This is a genomic window from Microbacterium sp. MYb62 (assembly GCF_002979475.1).
GTDB lineage: Bacteria > Actinomycetota > Actinomycetes > Actinomycetales > Microbacteriaceae > Microbacterium.
Window position 1 is genome coordinate 43507 of sequence record NZ_PCOY01000018.1, and the last position, 15390, is coordinate 58896.

Here is a 15390-nt window from a genome sequence, read left to right on the forward strand (position 1 = left end):
TGTCCGATCACTCGGCCTTGTCGGCCGCCTTCTTGGCCGGAGCCTTCTTGGCGGCCGGCTTCTTGGCCGGAGCCTTCTCGGCGGCCGGCTTCTCGGCGGCCTCGTCGGCGGCGCCGTCGGCCTTCTTCGCCGGAGCCTTCTTGGCGGCCGGCTTCTTGGCGGGAGCCTTCTTGGCCGGCTTCTCCTCGGCCTCGGTGGACTCTGCCTCCGCAGCCTCGTCGTCGGTCACGATGAAGTCGGACAGGTCGACGGCCTTGCCGTTGCTGTCGACGACCTTGACCTTGCCGAGAGCGATCGCGAGGGCCTTGTTGCGGGCGACCTCACCGACGAGCGCGGGAAGCTGGTTCGAGGACTGCAGCGCCTCGACGAACTCCTGCGGAGCCATGCCGTACTGTGCGGCCGACTGGATGAGGTACTGGCTGAGCTCCTCCTGCGAGACCTGCACGTCGGCCTGCTCGGCGATCGTGTCGAGCAGGACCTGCGTGCGGAACTGCTTCTCGCTCGCCTCGGTGACTTCGGCGCGGTGCACGTCGTCCTCGAGACGGTTCTCGCCCTCGAGGTGGTTGTGCACCTCGTCCTCGATGAGCTGCGGCGGGACGGGGATCTCGATCTGCTCGAGCAGCGCCTCGACGAGCTTGTCGCGTGCGGCAGAGCCCTGCGTGAAGACACCCTGCTGTGCGACGCGCTCTGCCAGGCTGTCGCGGAGCTCGGCGATCGTGTCGAACTCGCTCGCGATCTGCGCGAAGTCGTCATCGGCCTCGGGGAGCTCGCGCTCCTTGACGGCCTTGACCGAGACGGAGACCTCGGCCTCGGAGCCGGCGTGGTCTCCGCCGACGAGAGCGGAGCGGAAAGTGGTGTCCTCGCCGGCGGTGAGCGACTCGATCGCGTCGTCGATGCCCTCGAGCAGCTCGCCGGAGCCGATCTCGTAGGAGACGCCTTCGGCACGGTCGATCTCGGCGCCGTCGATCGTGGCGACGAGGTCGAGCTCGACGAAGTCGCCCTTCGCGGCAGGGCGGTCGACGGGGACGAGCGTGCCGAAGCGCGCGCGCATGTTGTCGAGTTCCGCGTCGAGCGCGGCCTCATCGGCCTCGACAGCGTCGACCGTCACGGTGATGCCGTCGAACGACGGAAGCTCGATGTCGGGGCGGACGTCCACCTCGATGTCGACGAGCAGGTCGCCCGAGAAGTCCTTCTCGTTCGGCCACTGCGTGATGTCGGCATCCGGACGGCCGACGACGCGCAGCTTGTGCTCGACGGTCGCGTCACGGAAGAACTTGTCGAGGCCCTCGTTGACGGCGTGCTCGATGACCGCGCCGCGACCGATGCGCTGGTCGATGATCGGAGCCGGGACCTTTCCCTTGCGGAAGCCGGGGATCTGGACGTCCTGAGCGATGTGCTCGTACGCGTGAGCGATGCTGGGCTTGAGGTCGTCCGGGGTGACCGTGATGCTGAGCTTGACCCGGGTCGGGGTCAGCTTCTCGACGGTGCTGTTCGCCATGCTGGTGTGTTCTCCTTGTGATTTCCGCTTCGAATCGCGGCTGTAAGGTCCGTGGGGGCCGTGTCGGGGCGACAGGAGTTGAACCTGCGACCTCCCGCTCCCAAAGCGGGCGCTCTACCAAGCTGAGCTACGCCCCGGGGAATCCGCACGCAGATTCAGCCCCACCGAGTCTAACGGACAGGAGCATGCGTCAGAGTCCGGTATAGTCGATGAGTCGGCATCGAGCCTTTCCAGGGCTCGGATCCGGGGCTGTAGCTTAGTGGTAAAGCCTTAGTCTTCCAAACTAATGATGCGGGTTCGATTCCCGTCAGCCCCTCCGCTTCTGAAGGCCCTCACCTCACGGTGGGGGCCTTCTCTCGTCCGCCACCGCATACTCCGCCTTCTCGTCGAATACGCTGACAGCATTGCTGCACGCCCCGTCCGACCGGAAGGCAACATCGAATGGGCACGACGTGACCGCCCCGCCCCGGCCGGGCGCCGATCCACACCCCTCGACGCTCCACAGCGGCGGGCACCACCTGCCCGCTGTGTTCTCGGCGTCGGAGCCCTCCCCCGCCCCGCCATCGAGGCGCCGGAAGCCGCACAAGGGCCTCGTCTTCGGTCTGCTCGGCGGTGCGGCCGTGGTCGCCGCCCTCTCCCTCACGCAGTTGGCGGCGAACCTCGGCTATGACAGCGCCGCCACGCAGTACGAGGAAGCAGCGAGATCCGCGTCCGCGGCGCAGGCTGCGGTCCGCACCGACACGGCGGGCCTGCGCACGGCCGCCGAGGCGGGGGAACTGATCCTCGCCGGCGGAAACCAGCCGCTCACCGTCGCCGACGATGTGCAGGCCGCTTTCGCCACGGCCGTCGACGACGGCGCGGCGGCGGCGACCGGCGCGGACGGCGTCATCGCCTCCGACATCCCCGACACGGGCACGAAGCCGACTTGGTTCTGGGAGCTGTTCGGTGCCACGGCCGAACTGGAGCAGCACCACGACGAGGTGAGCGGACTGTCCGACGATCTGACGGCGGCATCCGCCGAGGTCACCGGTGCGTTCGAGGCCCTCACGGAGAGCGGTCTGACCGTCATGACGGCCACGGCTGCGGCGGCTCCGGCGTTCGAGGCCGCGCACCTCTCCGCGCGCAATGATGCCGTGATCGCTCTGCGCGACGCGGCGGCGGATGCGACCGCCACCGCCACGGTGGATGAATCCACCGTGACGACGTATCTCACCCTGCAGGATGCCGCGGCGCAGGTCGTGGCGACCGAGAGCGAGGAGATGGCGCAGAAGTCTGGCCCCCTCATGAGCGCTCGGCTCGAGATCGAGGCCTTCGCCCGCTCGCTCGCACCCGGGGTGCTCCTGGACTTCGACTGGGCCCCGGTGGTCAGCGGTGCCGGCTACAACGGCAGCATGGGCGGGTACACGACGTGGTGGTGGGACGACCCTGGCCGCGCGACCATCGAGCTCTCGAACTCCGTCGCGGAGCAGTGGCCCGCCGAACGGAGCCGTGCCCTCATCGCCCATGAGGTCGGCCACGCGATCAGCGTCAAGTGCCAGGGCATGTACGACGCGTCCACACCTGACAGCATCGAGAAGTGGGCGACCGCGTGGGCCATCAGCATGGGCTTCACGGACGACGCCAACGGCGTCTGGGCCTATGGCTACCCTCCGCAGGAGTACATCGATGCCGCGTCAGGCTGCCGCTGAGCGGACCGTCTCCGGGAGAAGGAAGAAGCCGCCGCGATCACTCGCGGCGGCTTCTTCGATGTCAGGTCGAGGTCACTGACCCCGGCGCTCGCGCAGCTGCGTGAGCGCGTCGTCCAGAAGCTGGACGGCCTCTTCGTCGGTGCGACGCTCCTTCACGTAAGCGAGGTGCGTCTTGTACGGTTCCGCCTTCGCGAGCGCAGGCGGGTTCTCCTTGTCGCGACCGGCGGGGAGGCCGGACTGCGGGTGATCGATCGTCTCCGGGATCTCCTCTTCGGGGAGACCGGCCGCGAAGTACCTCACGGTCTCGTTGCCGAGGCCGTCCCAGTACGAGACCGCGATGCGGTCGGCGTGATAGCCGTGGTCCTGCTCCCCCATCGGGCCGGAGCCGACACGGGTGCCACGGATCGCGTTTCCACCGGTAGCCATCAGATGACCTCGAATTTCGTGATGAGGCCCAGCGCGACGATGGCGACGAACCAGGTCAGAGCCAGGACGACGGTGAAGCGGTTCAAGTTCCGCTCCGCGAGACCGGAGGAGCCGACCGCAGAGGTCATGCCGCCACCGAACATGTCGGACAGGCCACCGCCGCGACCTTTGTGCAAGAGGATGAGGAGGGTCAGCAGAACGCTGGTGATACCCAGCACGACCTGCAGGACGAACTCGAGAATTGCCACGAGAAAGAGCCTTTCGCTGGGGCCGGAACGCCCCCGTAACGGTCAAGTATACGGTGCAGCGGGGCCGCAGCCCCGCTGCACTCACACGCCGACGTGCTTCTCGAAGCGGATGATCGCGGCGAACTCGTCCACGACGAGGCTCGCCCCGCCGACCAGAGCGCCGTCCACATCGGGCTCGCGCATGAAGCTGGCGATGTTCGCCGACTTCACCGAGCCGCCGTAGAGGATGCGCGTGCGGGCCGCTGCCTCGTCGCCGAGGACCTTCGCGATGACCGCGCGCAGAGCCGCGCAGACGTCCTGTGCCTGCTGCGGCGTCGCCGCCTGACCCGAGCCGATGGCCCACACCGGCTCGTACGCCACGACGATGTCCGCCTGAGGCGAGACGCCCTGGAGCGCGGCCTCGAGCTGCGACACCGGAACAGCACTGGCACCGAACTTCTCGAGGTCGCCCGCCGTCTCGCCGACGCAGATCACCGGCACGAGGCCGTGCTTGAGCGAGGCCTTCACCTTGGCCGCCACGACGTCGTCGCCCTCAGCGTGGTACTCACGACGCTCCGAGTGGCCGATGATGACGTACTTCGCGTCGAGCTTCGCCAGGAACGCCCCGGAGATCTCGCCGGTGAACGCACCGGAGTCGTGCGCCGACACGTCCTGCGCACCGAGCGCGAACGGGATCTTGTCCGCGTCGATGAGCGTCTGCACGCTGCGGATGTCGGTGAACGGCGGGAAGACCGCGACCTCGACGGATCCGTCCTCATGCTTCGCGTCCTTCAGCGTCCAGTGCAGCTTCTGCACGAACGCGACCGCCTGAAGGTGGTCGAGATTCATCTTCCAGTTTCCCGCGATCAGCGGGGTACGAGAGTTCACGCCCATCCGAGGACCTCCAGCCCAGGTAGTTTCTTGCCCTCGAGGAATTCGAGGCTCGCGCCGCCGCCGGTCGAGATGTGACCGAACTGGTCATCGGAGAAGCCCAGCTGCCGCACGGCCGCAGCGGAATCGCCACCACCGACGACGCTGAGGCCCTCGACCTCGGTGAGCGCCTGCGCCACGGTCTTGGTGCCGGCAGCGAATGCCGGGAACTCGAACACGCCCATCGGGCCGTTCCAGAACACGGTCTTCGACGCGCGGATGACCTCGGCGAAGTTCGCCGCCGTCTCGGGGCCGATGTCGAGGCCGATTCCCGAGGCGCCGAACGGCGTGGACTCGATCGCATCGGCTGCGGCGATCTCATGCGCCGCATCCGCACCGAAGGAGGCCGCGACGACGACATCGGTGGGGAGCACGAGTTCCACGCCGCGCTCCGCCGCCTCCGCGATGTAGCCGCGGACGGTCTCCAACTGATCTTCTTCCAGCAGGCTCGATGCCACCGCGTGGCCCTGCGCCTTGAGGAAGGTGAACAGCATGCCGCCACCGACGAGAATCTTGTCCACCCGCGGAAGCAGGTGCGAGATGACGCCGAGCTTGTCGCTGACCTTCGAGCCGCCGAGCACGACCGCGTAGGGACGCTCGGGGTTCTCGGTCAGGCGGTCGAGCACGTCGAGCTCGGCCGCGATAAGCAGACCGGCTGCGGACGGGAGCAGCTCCGCGAGCTCGTACACGCTCGCCTGCTTGCGGTGCACGACGCCGAATCCGTCGGAGACGAGCACATCGCCGAGTTCTGCGAGCTCCGCCGCGAAGGCGGCACGGGTGGCGTCGTCCTTCGCGGTCTCCCCCGGGTTGAACCGCAGGTTCTCGATGACGACGACTCCGCCGTCCTCGAGGGAGGCCACAGCCTCCGTCGCCGACTCGCCGACCGTGTCGCGCGCGAACGCGACCGGAGCACCGAGCAGCTCGGACAGCCGCTGAGCCACCGGCTCCAGGCTGTACTGCGGGTCGGGCGCGCCGTCCGGGCGTCCGAGGTGAGAGCACACCACGACGCGGGCGCCCGCGTTGATGAGTGCGTTGAGGGTCGGCAGCGAGGCGCGGACACGGCCATCGTCCGTGATGATCCCGTCCCGGAGGGGGACATTGAGATCACAACGGACGATGACGCGCTTGCCCTCGAGCGGCCCCAGAGTGTCCAGGGTGCGCAGAGTCATGTTTCTGAGCTTAGAGGCGCTCGGCCACGTACTCGGTCAGGTCGACGAGGCGGTTGGAGTAACCCCACTCGTTGTCGTACCAGCTGGAGACCTTGATCAGGTTGCCGCTGACGTTGGTCAGCGTCGAGTCGAAGATCGACGAGTGCGGGTTGTGCACGATGTCGCTCGAGACGATCGGGTCCTCGTTGTACTGGAGGTAGCCCGCGAGACGGCCGTCGGCCGCCGCCTTCTTGTACGCCTCGTTGACCTCGTCGACCGTCAGGTTCTCGCGGTCGGTGATGAGGGTGAGGTCGACGATCGAGCCGGTGGGAACCGGAACGCGGTACGACGAGCCGCTCAGCTTGCCCTGGAGTTCGGGGAGCACCTCGCCGATGGCCTTGGCGGCACCGGTCGACGCCGGGGTGATGTTGATCGCGGCGGCGCGCGCACGACGGAGGTCGCTGTGCGGGCCGTCCTGCAGGTTCTGGTCCGCGGTGTAGGCGTGCGCGGTCATCATGAAGCCGCGGTCGATGCCGAACGCGTCGTTGAAGACCTGTGCCAGCGGCGCGAGGCAGTTGGTGGTGCAGGACGCGTTGGAGATGATGTGATCCGTCTCCGGGTTGTACGTGTCCTCGTTCACGCCCATGACGAACGTGCCGTCGACACCGGTGCCCGGAGCCGAGATGAGGACCTTCTTCGCGCCGGCCTCGATGTGCTTCTTGGCCAGCTCGGCCTTGGTGAAGAAGCCGGTGGACTCGATGACGATGTCGACGCCCAGCTCACCCCACGGGAGACCGGCGGGGTCGCGCTCGGCGAAGGCCTTGATGACCTTGCCGTTGACGGTGATGCTCTCGTCGTCGTAGCTGATCTCGGCGTCGAGGACGCCGCCCACCGAGTCGTACTTCAGCAGGTGCGCCAGGGTCTTGTTGTCGGTGAGGTCGTTGACGGCGACGATCTCAAGGTCCGCTCCCTGCGCGAGAGCCGCGCGGAAGTAGTTGCGTCCGATGCGGCCGAAGCCGTTGATACCGATCTTGACAGACACTCAGGTCTCCCTGTTTCTCGTGCGCTGCACACAGCTTTCCAGCATGCGTGGAGCGCGGGGTTTTTTGGCTGAGAGGGCGTCCCGACGAGCCGTGGCCCGTCGGGACGCGACCCGATTACGACAGTACCAGCAGGCCGTTCGTCTGCTTGCGGGCGACGTCGAGACGCTGGGCGACGTTCTCCCAGTTCGCGATGTTCCACGCGGCCTTGACGTAGTCGGCCTTCACGTTGAGGTAGTCCAGGTAGAAGGCGTGCTCCCACATGTCGAGCTGGAAGAGCGGGATCGTGCCCTGCGCCGTGTTCGACTGCTGGTCGAACAGCTGCTGGATGATCAGGCGCGAGCCGATCGAGTCCCAGCTGAGGACGGCCCAGCCGGAGCCCTGGATACCGGTCGCCGCCGCCGTGAAGTGCGCCTGGAACTTCTCGAACGATCCGAAGTACTCGTCGATCGCCGCCTTCAGCTCGCCCTCGGGCTGGCCTCCGCCGTTCGGCGACAGGTTGGTCCAGAAGATCGAGTGATTGACGTGACCGCCGAGGTTGAAGGCGAGGTCCTTCTCGAGCTTGTTGACGTTCGCGAGGTTGCCGCTCTCGCGGGCCTCGGCGAGCTGGTCGAGAGCGGTGTTCGCGCCGGCGACATAGGCCGCGTGGTGCTTGTCATGGTGCAGCTCCATGATCTTGCCGCTGATGTGCGGCTCGAGAGCTGCGAAGTCGTAGGGAAGGTCGGGGAGCGTGTAGGTCGCCATATCGCTTTCATCCAATCCGCGCCGCGCCGCGGCGCTTGCCGATCCTCCGCGCCACCGATGTGCGGCGTAGAGCGGACGTGATTCATCCTACTGACGACAACGCGACTGCGCCCCGGAACCTTCCGCCATATGACGGTTCTGATCCGTCCGCGCCCGATCAGGCGTTCATGTCCGCGCGGGGGATACCCAGAGCGAACGGACTGAGTGCGAGCCTCCGGCGCTCGATGAACAGCAGCGAGTCCTGACGGAGGGCAGCCGGATTCGGAGCCCCCGTCGCCAGGATCTGCGCCATGAGGGCGACCGCCGCTTCGGAGGCGTTCTCGGGCGTCGCGGGGAACGAGATCCGCTCCGCGTGAGCCTTCGCTCCGATCGGGAGCACGTGGATCCTGCCGGTTCCGGCCTTGAAACCGATGCTCACGGAGGTCTTGCGGCGTGCGGACCACCGTTCGGCCCTGGCGAGGGCGTCATGCGCCGGGTCGGCGTACCAGACGTGCACTTGCGCCTCGGACCTGCCGTCCCCCAGCGCGGCCGTCGCCTCGCACAGCGTGACGAGCGTCTGCGTCACGGCGGGAGCGAGCGCTGCGAAGTCGTCGACGAACCGCTCCCCCGGGAGATGGCTCCCGTTGGGGAGGAGCGCGATGTCATCCGCGCGCCAGTGGTACGGCAGTGCCGTGTCGGGGAGCGACTCGAAGTCGCGGTACTCCTCGTCCGCCGCGGCCCCCGCCGGCTCGACGAGGATGTCGGCGCCGCCGCTGCGCGAAGGACGCACGGTGACCTGTCGCGCACCGTCGTACCAGCGGACGAAGGGCCCCTCGGCGATCGTGGGGGCGACGCCGAGAACCGAGATCGCGTCGCCGATCACCTCGGCGAACGGCGTATCCGCCGTCGTCGCACCGAACCCTGCATCACGCCAGTCGAAGACACTCATGCCGGGATTGTCTCAAACGTCGAGCCCGACGGGCACCGCCGCTTCCGTTCCGGGGATGCCCTCCTGCTGGGCGCGCTTGTCGGCCATCGCGAGGAGGCGGCGGATGCGACCGGCGACAGCATCCTTCGTCAGGGGCGGGTCGGCGTGGTGGCCGAGCTCGTCGAGGCTGGCATCGCGGTGCGCGAGACGAAGCTCCCCCGCGACCTTCAGGTGATCGGGCACCTCGTCGGCCAGGATCTCGAGAGCACGCTCGACACGTGCGCACGCGGCGACAGCGGCCTGAGCGGAGCGGCGGAGGTTCGCGTCGTCGAAGTTCACCAGACGGTTCACACCGGCGCGCACCTCGCGGCGCTGACGGAGCTCCTCCCAGGCGATGGCGGTCTTGTGCGCGCCGATCTCGTTGAGGATCGTGCGGATCGCCTCGCCCTCGCGCACGACGACGCGCGGCATTCCGCGGACCTCGCGAGCTTTGGCGGCGACACCGAGTCGGTGAGCGGCGCCGACGAGGGCCATCGCGGCTTCCGAGGAGGGGCAGACGACTTCGAGCATCGCGGAGCGGCCGGGCTCGCTCAGGGTGCCCGCGGCGAGGAAAGCACCGCGCCACAGGCCGGCGACCTCAGCGCGCGAGCCGGTGGTCAGCCGGTTGGGCAGTCCGCGCACGGGCCGCCGCCGCTGGTCGAGCAATCCCGTCTGACGGGCGAGGGTCTCCCCCTGCGCGATGACGCGCACCGCCCAGCGCGCTCCGTCGTTCGCGGTGCTCGACTGCACCTGGGCGATCTCGGGACGCACCCCGTAGATCTCGGCGAGGTCCCGTGCGACGCGACGCGCGAGAGTCTCGGCATCCACCTCGGCCTCTACGGCCACGCGACCGGCGATCGAATGCAGTCCGCCGGCGAACCGGAGGATCGCGGTCACCTCCGCGACGCGCACCGTCGGGGGTGCGTTGCGGATGCTGACCAGCTCGGCCTTGACGTCGGTGGTTAGTGCCACGACACTCCTTCACGTTCACGCGCCGGATCGCGACGCAAACGTCCAGCTTACTCGGCCGGACGGCTCGCTACTCGCGGCCGAGGTCGCGGTGACGGACGTTCACGGCGACTCCGGGGACAGCGGCGAGCCTGCGAGCCAGCTCTTCGGCCATCGCCACCGAGCGGTGCTTTCCCCCGGTGCAGCCGATCGCGATCGTGGAGTGGCTCTTGTTCTCGCGCTGATAGCCCTCCAGGACCGGCACCAGCGCCGTGGAGTAGGCGTCCAGGAACTCCATCGCGCCGTCGCGCGACAGCACGTACTCCCGCACCGTCTCGTCCTGCCCCGTCAGCCCCCGCAGCTCCTCGTTCCAGAACGGGTTCGGGAGGAAGCGCATGTCGGCGACGATGTCGACGTCGGTCGGGAGACCGTATTTGAAGCCGAAGCTGAGAAGTGTCACGCGGTGTCGCGCTGCGCCTTCTTCCGAGAAGATGTCGGACACCTGCGTCGCCAGCTGATGGATGTTCAGCGTCGAGGTATCGATCACGAGGTCGGCAGCCTCGCGGATCGGCGCCAGCCTGGTGCGCTCGATGCGGATGCCGTCGAGCAGCGTGCCGTCACCCTGAAGCGGATGGGGGCGCCGCACGGACTCGAACCGACGCACCAGGACGTCATCGGACGCGTCGAGGAACAGCACCCGGACAGAGCCCCGCGAGCGCAGGGCACGTGCCACGCCGGGGAAATCATCGAAGAGGTTGCGACCGCGTACGTCCACGACGGCGGCGACCTTGGGCAGCGCGGTGCCGCCCATGTCGGTCAGATCCAGAAGGGGGCGCAGGATCTGCGGAGGCAGGTTGTCGACGACATACCAGCCGAGATCCTCCAATGCGTTCGCCACCGTCGTCCGGCCTGCGCCCGACATTCCCGTGACGATGAGGAACTCGCCCTTCTCGCCCTCGACCATTGCTCAGTGCTCCCTCTCCCCCGCGGTCTCCAGCCTAGCGAGTGGATAGGTGCGTATGGATATTCTGCGCGAGCACGGGACCGATTCCCTGGACTTCTTCGATCTGCCCGGGCTCTGCCGATCGCAGCGCCGTCACCGAGCCGAAGTGCTTCAGCAGCACCTTGATGCGCGCTGCTCCGAGCCCGGGGACCTCGGCGAGGACGGACGTGATGTCGTTGCGTCGTTTCTTCCGCTGGTGCGTGATCGCGAATCGATGGGCCTCGTCGCGCAGGCGCTGGAGCAGATAGAGCGCCTCGCTGGTCCGCGGCAGGATCACCGGGAAGTCATCTCCGGGCAACCACACCTCCTCGAGCCGCTTGGCGATGCCGCACACCGCGATCTCGGAGTGGCCGGCGTCGCGAAGGGCTCGCGCCGCCGCCTCGACCTGCGGCTTGCCGCCGTCGACGAGGAGGAGCTGCGGCGGGTAGGAGAAGCGGGGCTTGCGCCGCACCGTCGCCTCGCCGACGTCTTCCGCGACGACCTCCTCGGTCGTCGGATCGATGAGGTCCACCTCCTCCGGACGATCGAGGTGGGCGAGCCGACGGCGAAGCACCTGATACATCGAGTCGGTGTCGTCCGTCGTCTCGGCGATGTTGAACGACCGGTACTGGTCCTTGCGGGGAAGGCCGTCTTCGAACACCACCATCGACGCGACGACGTTCGTGCCGCCGAGGTGCGAGATGTCGAAGCACTCGATGCGCAGCGGCGCCTCATTCATCCCCAGCGCCTCCTGCAGGTCGGTGAGCGCCTGGGTACGTGCGACGTAGTCGGTGGTGCGCCTCGTCTTGTGCCTGATCAGGGCCTGCTGCGCGTTGAGTGTCGCCGTGCGCATCAGATCGGCGCGCTGGCCGCGTTGCGCGACGGCGATCTCGACCTTCTTGCCCCGACGTTCGCGCAGCCACAGCTCGAGCTCCGCCGCATCGTCCGGGAGCGTGGGGACCAGGATGCGACGGGGGACGTCTTGTGCGTCGCCGTAGGCCTGCTGCAGCACCTGATCCACGAGCTCGGCGCTCGTGATGTCGATCTCCTTCTCGATCGTCAGCGCCCGCACGCCACGGACACGACCGCCCCGGATGACGAAGTGCTGCACCGCTGCCGCGAGCTCGTCCTCGGCGATGCCGAAGAGGTCGGCGTCTTCATCGGCGGGCAGCACGAGCGCGCTCTTGCCGAGAACGGCCTCGATCGCGGAGAGCTTGTCACGGTACTTCGCCGCCGCTTCGTAATCCATCGCCGCCGACGCGGCCAGCATGCGGGTGGTGAGCTCGCGGGTGAACCGTTCGTCTCCCCCCGCCATGAAAGCGACGAAATCGTCGACCATGGCGCGGTGCTCCTCGATCGAGACCGTCATCGAGCAGGGACCGCCGCACTTCCCGATCTGGCCGGGGAAACACGGACGCCCGGTCTGCATCGCCCTCTTGTAGCTGGCGTCGCTGCAGGTGCGGATCGGGAACGCCTTGATCATCAGGTCGATCGTCTCGTGCACGGCCCAGACCTTCGGGTAGGGACCGAAGTAGCGCGCACCCGGAATCCTCCGGTTCCGGGTGACGAGCACGCGAGGCGCCTCGTCACCGAGCGTCACCGCCATGAAGGGGTAGGACTTGTCGTCCTTGTAGCGCACGTTGAAGGGCGGATCGAACTCCTTGATCCACATGTACTCGAGCTGGAGCGAATCCACATCGGTGGAGACGACGGTCCACTCGACGGAGGACGCCGTGGTGACCATGCGCCGGGTGCGCTCGTGCAGCGTCCGCAGCGGAGCGAAGTAGTTCGACAGGCGCTGGCGCAGATTCTTCGCCTTGCCCACGTAGAGCACCCGGCCGGCGGAGTCACGGAACCGGTACACGCCGGGGTCGGTGGGAATCTCCCCCGGCCGCGGCTTGTACGACAGCACGTCGGCCATCAGCTGGCCTTCCGCGCGGAGCGCCCCTCACCCAGGATCTCGCCGAGGAACAGCCCGGTGTGGCTCTCCTCGACACGCGCGATCTGCTCCGGGGTGCCCGTGGCGATGATCTGGCCACCGCCGGAACCGCCTTCCGGTCCGAGATCGATCACCCAGTCTGCCGACTTGATCACGTCCAGGTTGTGCTCGATGACGATGACCGTGTTGCCCTTGTCGACCAGGCCGTTGAGGACTTCGAGGAGCTTGCGGACGTCTTCGAAGTGCAGACCCGTCGTCGGCTCGTCGAGCACGTAGATGCTGCGCCCGTTGCTGCGGCGCTGGAGTTCGGTCGCCAGCTTGACGCGCTGCGCCTCGCCACCGGAGAGCGTCGTCGCCGACTGGCCGAGTCGCACGTAGCCGAGCCCGACATCGACGAGCGTCTTCATGTAGCGGTGGATCGCCTGGATGGGCTCGAAGAAGTCGGCTGCCTCCTCGATCGGCATCTCGAGCACCTCGGCGATGTTCTTGCCCTTGTAGTGCACAGCGAGCGTGTCGCGGTTGTAGCGCTTGCCGTGGCAGACCTCGCAGTCGACGTACACGTCGGGCAGGAAGTTCATCTCGATCTTGATCGTGCCGTCGCCGGAACACGCCTCGCAGCGGCCGCCCTTGACGTTGAAGCTGAACCGGCCCGGCTGGTAGCCACGGACCTTCGCCTCGGGCGTCTCGCTGAAGAGCGTGCGGATGCGGTCGAACACTCCGGTGTAGGTCGCCGGGTTCGACCGCGGGGTGCGGCCGATCGGCGCCTGGTCGACGTGCACGACCTTGTCGAGGTTGTCGAGCCCGGTCACCCGCGTGTGCTTGCCGGGGACGGTGCGCGCACCGTTGAGCCGAGACGCCAGCACCTGGTAGAGGATGTCGTTCACGAGTGAGGACTTGCCGGAGCCGCTGACCCCGGTGACCGCGGTGAGCACGCCGAGCGGGAAGTCGGCCGTGACGTTGCGGAGGTTGTTGGCGCGCGCGCCCACGACGCTCAGCATCCGCTTCTTGTCGATCTTGCGGCGCTTCGTCGGCATGGGGATCTCGCGACGACCCGAGAGGTACTCCCCCGTCATCGACGCGCTGTCGTTGAGCAGCGCCGAGTACGGACCCGAGTGCACCACCTCACCGCCGTTGACACCGGCGCCGGGGCCGATGTCGACGACCCAGTCCGCCGCTTCGATGGTCTCTTCGTCGTGCTCCACCACGATGAGCGTGTTGCCGAGGTCGCGCAGCTTCAGCAGCGTGTCGATCAGACGGCGGTTGTCGCGCTGGTGCAGACCGATCGACGGCTCGTCGAGCACGTAGAGCACGCCGGTCAGACCGGAGCCGATCTGCGTGGCCAGACGGATGCGCTGCGCCTCCCCACCGGACAGGGATCCCGCCGAGCGGCTGAGGTTGAGGTAGGAAAGACCGACCTGCAGCAGGAAGTCGAGGCGGAGACGGATCTCGCGGAGCACCTGGGCGGCGATCTTCGCCTCACGGTCGGTGAGCGTGAGGGTCTCCATGAACGCGCGGGCATCGGCGAGGCTGAGGTGGGAGACCTCGGCGATCGAGTGACCGTGCACCTGCACGGCCAGGACCTCCGGCTTGAGACGGTTGCCATCGCACACCGGGCACGGGACCTCGCGGAGGTACTCCCCCCAGCGGTTGCGCTGGTTATCGGACTCGGCCTGCAGATACTGCCGCTCGATGTAGGGCACGACGCCCTCGAACCCGGAGGTGTACCGCATCTCGCGACCGTAGCGATTCTTCCACTTGACGGAGACCTTGTAGTTCTCACCGCGCAGCACCGCGTTCTGCACATCGGAGTGGAGCTTTCGCCAGGGTGTGTCCAGCGAGAAGTCGAGGTCGTTCGAGAGTCCCTCCAGCAGCCGCTCGTAGTACTGGAACAAGCCCTTGCCCTGCGTGGTCCACGGGATGATGACGCCCTCGCGGATCGAGAGGTCTTCATCGCCGAGCATCAGGTCGACGTCGACCGACATGCGCGTGCCGAGCCCGGAGCAGGCGGGGCAGGCGCCGAACGGCGCGTTGAACGAGAACGTGCGCGGCTCGATCTCGGTGAGGGTGAGGGCGTGCCCGTTCGGGCAGGCCAGCTTCTCCGAGAACGTCTGCCACGCGTCGTCGCCCTCGCCGTCGACGTAGTTGATCTGCACCACGCCGCCCGCGAGCCCCAGTGCGGTCTCGACCGAGTCGGTGACGCGGCCGAGGATGTCGTCGGAGGCGACCAGTCGGTCGACGACCACGGCGATGTCGTGCTTGTAGCTCTTCTTCAGCGTGGGCGGCTCTGCGAGCTGGATGAGATCGCCGTCCACGATCGCCCGCGAGTAGCCCTTGGCGCCGAGCTCGCGGAAGAGGTCGACGAACTCGCCCTTCTTCTGCGAGACGATCGGTGCGACGACCTGATAGCGGGTGCGCTCGGGGAGCTCCATGAGCTGATCGGCGATCTGCTGCACCGTCTGGCGCTGGATCCGCTCGCCGCACTCCGGGCAGTGCGGGATGCCGATGCGCGCCCAGAGCAGACGCATGTAGTCGTAGATCTCGGTGATCGTGCCGACGGTCGACCGCGGATTGCGGTTGGTCGACTTCTGGTCGATCGAGACCGCAGGGCTCAGGCCCTCGATGAAGTCGACGTCCGGTCGATCGACCTGGCCGAGGAACTGGCGCGCGTACGCACTCAGCGATTCGACGTAGCGACGCTGCCCTTCGGCGAAGATCGTGTCGAAGGCGAGGCTGGACTTTCCCGAGCCTGACAGGCCGGTGAACACGACGAGGGAGTCGCGTGGGATGTCGATGTCGACGTTCTTGAGGTTATGGACGCGGGCACCGCGGACACTGAGTTTTCCGGAGGAGGCAACGGGGACGATGGGCACCGGT

At 67.6% G+C, this 15390-nt stretch carries 13 protein-coding genes and 2 tRNA genes; 2 read left to right on the plus strand and 13 right to left on the minus strand.

The genetic code is table 11. The annotated features are described in order from the left end of the window. Positions 1-7: 7 nt before the first annotated feature. Together tig and CQ042_RS15505 are read right to left on the minus strand one after the other, a co-directional pair. Positions 8-1498: a trigger factor gene (tig, locus tag CQ042_RS15500; RefSeq protein ID WP_105671355.1), complete on the minus strand. Its 1491-nt coding sequence runs from the start codon at positions 1496-1498 to the stop codon at positions 8-10. A gap of 63 nt (positions 1499-1561) precedes the next feature. Further along, positions 1562-1635, minus strand: a tRNA-Pro gene (locus CQ042_RS15505). A 108-nt stretch (positions 1636-1743) separates the two neighbouring features. On the opposite strand from CQ042_RS15505, the gene CQ042_RS15510 reads away from it, so the two are divergent. Further along, positions 1744-1814 (plus strand) — tRNA-Gly (locus CQ042_RS15510). Positions 1815-1950: 136 nt separating this feature from the next. Then, entirely contained in the window at positions 1951-3186 is a 1236-nt protein-coding gene (locus tag CQ042_RS15515) for a hypothetical protein (RefSeq protein WP_105671356.1), read from the plus strand. Positions 3187-3258: 72 nt separating this feature from the next. Here CQ042_RS15515 and CQ042_RS15520 read toward each other — a convergent pair whose 3' ends face one another. The 11 genes from CQ042_RS15520 to uvrA all read right to left on the minus strand — a co-directional run bounded on the left by CQ042_RS15520 (position 3259) and on the right by uvrA (position 15386). Further along, the gene (locus tag CQ042_RS15520; RefSeq protein WP_017830291.1) at positions 3259-3612 is read right to left on the minus strand and encodes an RNA polymerase-binding protein RbpA; all 354 of its coding nucleotides are present in this window, start codon (positions 3610-3612) and stop codon (positions 3259-3261) included. After that, the gene (secG, locus tag CQ042_RS15525; RefSeq protein ID WP_029261623.1) at positions 3612-3860 is read right to left on the minus strand and encodes a preprotein translocase subunit SecG; all 249 of its coding nucleotides are present in this window, start codon (positions 3858-3860) and stop codon (positions 3612-3614) included. The genes CQ042_RS15520 and secG overlap by 1 nt, the downstream gene beginning before the upstream one ends. Positions 3861-3941: 81 nt before the next feature. Next, a complete protein-coding gene (tpiA, locus tag CQ042_RS15530; protein ID WP_105671357.1) occupies positions 3942-4733 on the minus strand; it encodes a triose-phosphate isomerase in 792 nt (263 codons plus the stop codon). Then, entirely contained in the window at positions 4724-5938 is a 1215-nt protein-coding gene (locus CQ042_RS15535; RefSeq protein ID WP_105671358.1) for a phosphoglycerate kinase, read from the minus strand. Before CQ042_RS15535 ends, tpiA begins: the two co-directional genes overlap by 10 nt. Positions 5939-5948: 10 nt before the next feature. After that, positions 5949-6959: a type I glyceraldehyde-3-phosphate dehydrogenase gene (gene gap, locus CQ042_RS15540; protein WP_105671359.1), complete on the minus strand. Its 1011-nt coding sequence runs from the start codon at positions 6957-6959 to the stop codon at positions 5949-5951. Positions 6960-7074: 115 nt separating this feature from the next. Further along, the gene (locus CQ042_RS15545; RefSeq protein WP_105671360.1) at positions 7075-7701 is read right to left on the minus strand and encodes a superoxide dismutase; all 627 of its coding nucleotides are present in this window, start codon (positions 7699-7701) and stop codon (positions 7075-7077) included. Positions 7702-7858: 157 nt separating this feature from the next. After that, a complete protein-coding gene (locus tag CQ042_RS15550; RefSeq protein WP_105671361.1) occupies positions 7859-8629 on the minus strand; it encodes a hypothetical protein in 771 nt (256 codons plus the stop codon). A 12-nt stretch (positions 8630-8641) separates the two neighbouring features. Continuing rightward, positions 8642-9619 (minus strand): DNA-binding protein WhiA, encoded by a 978-nt coding sequence (whiA, locus tag CQ042_RS15555; protein WP_105671362.1) that lies wholly within the window; start codon positions 9617-9619, stop codon positions 8642-8644. 67 nt (positions 9620-9686) lie between these two features. Continuing rightward, positions 9687-10559 (minus strand): RNase adapter RapZ, encoded by an 873-nt coding sequence (gene rapZ, locus CQ042_RS15560; RefSeq protein WP_105671363.1) that lies wholly within the window; start codon positions 10557-10559, stop codon positions 9687-9689. A gap of 34 nt (positions 10560-10593) precedes the next feature. After that, on the minus strand, positions 10594-12498 hold the full coding sequence (gene uvrC / locus CQ042_RS15565) for an excinuclease ABC subunit UvrC (protein ID WP_105671364.1): 1905 nt from the start codon (positions 12496-12498) through the stop codon (positions 10594-10596). Then, positions 12498-15386, minus strand: a complete 2889-nt coding sequence (gene uvrA, locus CQ042_RS15570; RefSeq protein WP_105671365.1) for an excinuclease ABC subunit UvrA — start codon at positions 15384-15386, stop codon at positions 12498-12500. Before uvrA ends, uvrC begins: the two co-directional genes overlap by 1 nt. Positions 15387-15390: the final 4 nt, after the last annotated feature.

Excerpts from the sequence above, each read along its gene's own strand:
- rapZ (WP_105671363.1), bottom strand. The coding sequence starts at position 10,559 with ATGGTCGAGGGCGAGAAGGGCGAGTTCCTCATCGTCACGGGAATGTCG.
- tpiA (WP_105671357.1), bottom strand. The coding sequence starts at position 4,733 with ATGGGCGTGAACTCTCGTACCCCGCTGATCGCGGGAAACTGGAAGATG.
- tig (WP_105671355.1), bottom strand. The coding sequence starts at position 1,498 with ATGGCGAACAGCACCGTCGAGAAGCTGACCCCGACCCGGGTCAAGCTC.
- CQ042_RS15545 (WP_105671360.1), bottom strand. The coding sequence starts at position 7,701 with ATGGCGACCTACACGCTCCCCGACCTTCCCTACGACTTCGCAGCTCTC.
- uvrC (WP_105671364.1), bottom strand. The coding sequence starts at position 12,498 with ATGGCCGACGTGCTGTCGTACAAGCCGCGGCCGGGGGAGATTCCCACC.
- CQ042_RS15520 (WP_017830291.1), bottom strand. The coding sequence starts at position 3,612 with ATGGCTACCGGTGGAAACGCGATCCGTGGCACCCGTGTCGGCTCCGGC.
- CQ042_RS15550 (WP_105671361.1), bottom strand. The coding sequence starts at position 8,629 with ATGAGTGTCTTCGACTGGCGTGATGCAGGGTTCGGTGCGACGACGGCG.
- CQ042_RS15535 (WP_105671358.1), bottom strand. The coding sequence starts at position 5,938 with ATGACTCTGCGCACCCTGGACACTCTGGGGCCGCTCGAGGGCAAGCGC.